Below are 6,343 nucleotides of genomic sequence, written 5' to 3'. Positions count from 1 at the left end.
GCGGGAGCAAGCTCCCTCGCCACAGAAGCGCTCCTCGCCACATCCGGCGCCTTGTGCTGAACTATTTGCAGGCCCCAAAACAAGAGGCAAACCATGTCCGACATCCTCTGGCAACCCAGCCCCGAACGCATCGCCCAGTCGCGAATGGATGCCTTTCGCCGGTTCGTCAACGAACGGCACTTGCTGCAACTCAACGACTACCCAACCCTGCACGCCTGGAGCATCGAGCAGCGCGAAGCCTTCTGGCAGGCCATCGTTGACTTCTTCGAGATTCGCTTCCAGCAAGCGCCTAGTGCGGTGCTCGAAGAAGGCCCGCAAATGCCCAGTGCCCGCTGGTTTCCAGGGGCGACGCTGAATTTTGCCGAACACCTGCTGCGCCGCCGCGACAGTGCCGTGGCGGTGGTAGCCGTCAGTGAAAACGGCGACGAAGAGCAACTGACCTGGGCCGATCTCGCCGCCCATGTCGCCGGCTTGCAACAAAGCCTGAAAGCCGTCGGCGTGACCCAGGGCGATCGGGTCGCCGCCTGCATGCCCAACACCTGGCAAACGTTGGTGGGCATGCTCGCCACCACCAGCCTGGGCGCCATCTGGTCGTGCTCGTCGCCGGACTTCGGCACCCAGGGCGTGATTGACCGGTTCGGCCAGATCGAGCCCAAGGTGCTGATCACCTGCGCCGGCTATCGCTATGCCGGGAAAACCATCGACCAGCGGCCCAAGGTCAACGAGATCCTCGAACGGCTACCGTCGCTGCAACAATTGATCGTGCTGCCCTACGCCCAGCCCGATGCCCTCATCGAAGACTTCAAGACCGCGGCCCGCGTGGCGCTGTGGGACGGTTTCTACCAACGGGGCGGCGAGCCGGTGTTCACGCCCGTGCCGTTCGATCACCCGCTGTACATTCTCTATTCCAGCGGCACCACCGGCGTGCCGAAGTGCATCGTCCACGGCACCGGCGGCGTGCTGCTGCAACATGCCAAGGAGCACGGTTTGCACGTGGACCTGGGCCCCGAAGACCGGCTGTTTTACTACACCACTTGCGGCTGGATGATGTGGAACTGGCTGGCGTCGGCGCTGGCGGTAGGCTGCGCGGTGGTGCTGTATGACGGCTCGCCGTTCCACCCCGGCCCGGAGCGCCTGCTCGACCTGATCGACCGGCAACGCGTCAGCGTGTTCGGCACCAGCCCCAAATACCTGGCCGCCCTGGAAAGCCAGGGCATCAAGCCACGCCAGACCCACGACCTGGGCAGCCTCAGGACCATCCTGTCCACCGGCTCGGCCCTGGCGCCCCACAGTTACGATTATGTCTACCGCGACTTCAAGGCCGACGTGTGCCTGGCCTCGATGTCCGGCGGCACCGACATCGTGTCGTGCTTCGTCAACGGCAACCCGTTGGCCCCGGTGCGCCGGGGAGAAATGCAGGGCAAGAGCCTGGGCATGGCGGTGCAAGTCTGGAACGAGGCCGGCGAAGCGGTGGTGGGCGAAAAAGGCGAACTGGTGTGCACCCGGCATTTCCCGGCGATGCCCATCGGGCTGTGGAACGATCCCCACCAGGAAAAACTTCGCGCCTCCTATTTCAGCCAGTTTCCCGGCGTCTGGGCCCAGGGGGACTACGCCGAAGAACTGCCCCACGGCGGCCTGCTGATCCACGGACGCTCCGACGCGGTGCTCAACCCTGGAGGGGTGCGCATCGGCACAGCGGAAATCTATCGGCAGGTGGAAAAAGTCGAAGAGGTCCTCGACAGCGTCGCCATCGGCCAGCAATGGCAGGGGGATGTGCGGGTGGTGCTGTTCGTGCGCCTGCGCGATGGCGTGGTGCTGGATGACGCCTTGGAGCAGAAGATTCGCCAGGTCATCCGCGCCAACACCACACCGCGTCATGTGCCAGCGAAGATCCTCGCGGTCAGCGATATTCCGCGGACCATCAGCGGCAAGGTGGTGGAGCTGGCGGTGCGCAATGTGGTGCATGGCGAGGCGGTCAAGAACACCGATGCACTGGCTAACCCCGAGGCGTTGGAGCAGTTTCGTGGGCGGGTGGAGCTGGCGAGCTGATCTGAATGTTTCGCTGGGCTTGAGGGCCTCATCGCGAGCAAGCTCGCTCCCACAAGGGATCTTGGGTGCAAACAGTCCCCTGTGGGAGCGAGCTTGCTCGCGATGAACGATAACGCGGCTGCGCTACGAATCGATCAGTCCATAAGCCCCCATTCCCCGCCCGCCGACGGATCAGCCGGTGGCGCCGCCCCCGACTCCGCATGGAGCTTGAGCCGCAAGCGCAAATTGTTCGCCGAATCGGCATTTTTCAACGCCTCTTCTTCATCGATCGCCCCTTCCACCACCAGGTTGAACAACGCTTGGTCGAACGTCTGCATGCCCAGTTCTTCGGATTTCTCCATGATGCCCTTGAGCTCACCCAGCTCGTTGCGCCGGATCAGGTCGGCCACCGTGGGCGAGCCGAGCATGACTTCCACCGCCGCCCGCCGCTGGCCGGTGCGGGTGCGTACCAGGCGCTGGGAGACGAAGGCCTTGAGGTTGTTGCCCAAGTCGTGAAGCAGTTGCGCCCGGCGTTCCTCCGGAAAAAAATTGATCACCCGGTCCAGGGCCTGGTTGGCGTTGTGGGCATGCAAGGTGGAGATCACCAGATGGCCGGTGTCGGCGAAGGCCAAGGCATGTTCCATGGTTTCACGGTCGCGAATTTCGCCGATCAGCACCACATCCGGCGCTTGGCGCAAGGTGTTCTTGAGGGCGGCGTGGAAGCTGCGGGTATCCACGCCCACTTCCCGCTGGTTGACGATGGATTTCTTGTGCCGGTGAATATATTCCACCGGATCCTCGATGGTGATGATGTGGCCGCTGCTGTTGCGGTTGCGGTAATCGATCAGCGCCGCCAGCGACGTCGATTTGCCCGAACCCGTGGCGCCGACGAACAGCATCAACCCTTGCTTGTGCATGATGGTCTCAAGCAGCACCTTGGGCAGTTTCAGGTCTTCGAAGCGCGGGATGTCCAGCTTGACGTTGCGTATGACCATGGACACGTCATTGCGCTGCTTGAAGATGTTGACGCGGAAGCGTCCGACGCCGGCCAGGGAAATCGCCAGGTTCATTTCCAGTTCCCGATCGAACTCAAGGCGCTGTTCGGCGTCCATCAATGACTCGGCAAGCCCGGCGATGTCGCCGACCTTGAACGCCTGGTTGCTCAGCGGCTTGAGCACACCTTCGAAACGCGCGCAGGGCGGCGCGCCGGTGGACATGTAGAGGTCGGAGCCGTCCTGGCTTGCCAGGATTCGTAACAAAGGATCAATTTCCATGGCCATAAAAACATCCGCGAACTTCAATGGACACGCTGACCCGAGCCAGAAAAACTTCAGATCAACCCGCGCTTAACTTCTTCAGAGGATAGTAGAAGCCGCAGCATCGACATGACATCCAGGGACTCCCGTGATGAACGCAATACCCGCCAGCAGCGACACACAGCAGTTGATCGCCCGCCTGGACTGGACCACCAGCCCGCTGGGCGCCAGCGAAACCTGGCCCCAGAGCCTGCGCACCGCCGTGGACATCGTGCTCCATTCGCCCATGCCGATGGCGGTGCTGTGGGGGCCGCAGCTGATCCATCTGTACAACGACGCCTACGCCCGGCTGGTCGGCGACAAGCACCCCAGGGCGTTCGGCCAGCCCACCCACACGGCCTGGCCGGAGCTACGGGGCGAAACCGAAAGGATTTATCACGGCGTGTTGCAAGGCCGCATGCGCACCTGCCGCGACCAGCGCTGGCGCATGCCGTTTGGCGGCCGCCTCTGTGATGTCTGGCTGGACCTGACCTACAGCCCCGTGCACGACGAACGCGGCAGCGTGGCCGGCATCCTGGTCACCGCCATCGAGACCAGCGAACGGCGACGCCTGGCCCAGGAATTCGAACGGCGCTCCGAAGCCAGCCTCAAGGCCCAGCAGGAAAGCGAAGAACGCCTGCAACTGGCCTTGGCGGCCACCGATGCGCTGGGCACCTGGGATTGGGACATCAGCGAGGATCGCTTCATTGCCGACGCGCATTTCGCCCTGCTCCATGGCGTCGACCCGAACCTGTCGCGCCAGTTGCCCATCAGCGCCTATCTCGAAGGCGTCCACCCCGAAGACCGGGCGATGGTCGCGCGCAGCATCAAGCATTGCATCACCCATGGCACCGAATACGCCGAGGAGTATCGCCTGCTGCAGCCCAACGGCGAGTTGCGCTGGGTATTCGTGCGCGGGCGCTGCTACAAGGATCGCCATGGCCGGCCCAAGCGCTTTCTCGGCGCGGCCCTGGACCTGACCGAGCGCAAGCGTACCGAACATGCGCTGCGCCAGAGCCAGACCGAGCTGCAACTGATCATCAACGCGATGCCGATACTCATCAGTTATGTCGACCGCGAAGAACGTTTCCGGCTGAACAACAGTGCCTACCTGAACTGGTATGGCCTGACCCCGCAGGAGCTTTACGGCAAGACCGTTCGCGAAGTCATCGGCGAGGAAGCCTACGCCGCCCGCGCCGTACAGATCGCCGACGCCCTGGCAGGCAAGCCGTGCAGCTTCACCGCTGAGTCGGCCCACCGCGACGGGCGGCCGCGTCATGCGCTGATCAACTACCTGCCGCGCCGGGGCGGTGACGGCTCGGTGAATGGCTTCTACATCTTTGTAATCGACGAGACCGAGCGCAAGAAAACCGAGGAAGCCCTGCGCAACCTCAACGAAACGCTGGAAGAACGGGTGATCGCCCGCACCCAGCAACTCGCCGAGGCCAACCACCGTTTGCAAAGCGAGATGTTCGAGCGCGAGCGGGCCGAGGAAGCGCTGCGCCATGCGCAGAAAATGGAAGCGGTGGGGCAGCTCACCGGCGGTATCGCCCATGACTTCAACAACATGCTCACCGGTATTCTCGGCAGCCTCGACCTCATGCAGCGCTACATCGCTGCCGGTCGTGCCGCCGAGATCGGTCGCTTTACCGAAGCGGCGATTTCCTCGGCCAACCGTGCCGCCGCCCTCACCCATCGCCTGCTGGCCTTCTCCCGACGCCAGTCGCTGGACCGCAAGCCATTGGATGCCAACACGCTGGTGCACTCACTCGAAGACCTGCTGAGCCGCACCACCGGCGACCATATTGTGCTGCGGCTGCAATTGGCCGGCGAGCTGTGGCCCGTCAGCACCGACGCCAGCCAGTTGGAAAATGCCCTGCTCAACCTGGTGATCAATGCCCGGGACGCCATGCCTGACGGCGGCGAGTTGACCATCGAAACCGCCAACGTCTACCTCGACGGCAGTGACATCAGCACGCTGGAGCCGGTGAAGGCCGGGGATTACGTGATGATCGCGGTGCGCGACAACGGCAGCGGCATGACCCCCGCCGTGCTGGCAAAAGCCTTCGACCCGTTTTTCACCACCAAGCCCATCGGCCAGGGCACCGGCCTGGGGCTGTCGATGATTTATGGCTTTGCCCAGCAGTCCGGCGGCCACCTGAGCCTGGACAGCGTGCCGGGCCAAGGCACCCGGGTGCAGTTGTACCTGCCGCGCTTGCATGTCGCGCCGGCTGAGCAGCCGACAGAACCGTCAGTCACCGACGCACCGGCGGCCATGGCGGGAGAAACCGTGTTGCTGGTGGAAGACGAACCGGCGGTGCGCATGCTGGTGCTCGATCTGCTCGCCACCCTGGGCTACACCGCCCTCGAAGCCGAGGACGCCAAGCGGGCGCTGGAGTTGTTGGAATCCGAGCAACGCATCGACTTGCTGGTGACCGACGTCGGCCTGCCGGGCATGAACGGCCGGCAATTGGCGGAGATTGCCCGTCAGCATCGGCCCGATTTGAAAGTGCTGTTCATGACCGGATACGCGCAGAAAGCCACCGAGCGCCAAGGGTTCCTGGACCAGGGCATGGACATGGTCGCCAAGCCTTTCAGCCTTGATCTGCTGGCCAACAAGATTCGGACGATGATCAACCATGGCCACTGACTTGAGGCATAATCGCCGCCCTTTTGCCCCGTTCAGGTCTGTGCCGCAATGAAAGCCCAAGCCCGCCATATCCTGGTGAAAACCGCCGAAGAAGCCGAACAGCTCAAGCAACGCATCGCCAAGGGCGAGGCTTTCGACGTGTTGGCGAAGAAATACTCCACCTGCCCCTCCGGCAAGCGCGGCGGTGACCTGGGTGAAGTGCGGCCCGGGCAAATGGTCGGCGCCATCGATGCAGTGATCTTCAAGAAACCGCTGCGGGTGGTGCATGGGCCGATCAAGAGCAAGTTTGGCTATCACTTGGTTCAGGTGTTTTATAGGGATTGAAGCAATGCCAGGCCCCTGTTGAGAGGGAGCCTGCTCCCGCTGCGCC

At 63.3% G+C, this 6,343-nt stretch carries 4 protein-coding genes; 3 read left to right on the top strand and 1 reads right to left on the bottom strand.

What is annotated here, in order from left to right; genetic code table 11:
• Positions 1-93: 93 nt before the first annotated feature.
• Complete coding sequence (locus OC610_RS18745; protein WP_264429757.1) at positions 94-2,049, top strand: acetoacetate--CoA ligase; 1,956 nt, start codon at positions 94-96, stop codon at positions 2,047-2,049.
• Positions 2,050-2,183: 134 nt separating this feature from the next.
• On the opposite strand, the gene OC610_RS18740 is transcribed toward OC610_RS18745, so the two are convergent.
• The gene (locus OC610_RS18740; protein WP_198795716.1) at positions 2,184-3,302 is read right to left on the bottom strand and encodes a PilT/PilU family type 4a pilus ATPase; all 1,119 of its coding nucleotides are present in this window, start codon (positions 3,300-3,302) and stop codon (positions 2,184-2,186) included.
• 133 nt (positions 3,303-3,435) lie between these two features.
• Here OC610_RS18740 and OC610_RS18735 point away from each other — a divergent pair, with 133 nt between their 5' ends.
• Both OC610_RS18735 and OC610_RS18730 read left to right on the top strand, forming a co-directional pair.
• Complete coding sequence (locus OC610_RS18735; RefSeq protein ID WP_264429756.1) at positions 3,436-5,973, top strand: PAS domain-containing protein; 2,538 nt, start codon at positions 3,436-3,438, stop codon at positions 5,971-5,973.
• A 48-nt stretch (positions 5,974-6,021) separates the two neighbouring features.
• On the top strand, positions 6,022-6,297 hold the full coding sequence (locus tag OC610_RS18730; RefSeq protein WP_019690952.1) for a peptidylprolyl isomerase: 276 nt from the start codon (positions 6,022-6,024) through the stop codon (positions 6,295-6,297).
• Positions 6,298-6,343 lie beyond the last annotated feature (46 nt).

It is taken from the genome of Pseudomonas agronomica, from assembly GCF_025917275.1.
Classification (GTDB): Bacteria; Pseudomonadota; Gammaproteobacteria; order Pseudomonadales; family Pseudomonadaceae; genus Aquipseudomonas; species Aquipseudomonas agronomica.
The sequence above is the reverse complement of the archived record's forward strand: the minus strand, read 5'-3'. Positions and strand labels throughout refer to the sequence as shown.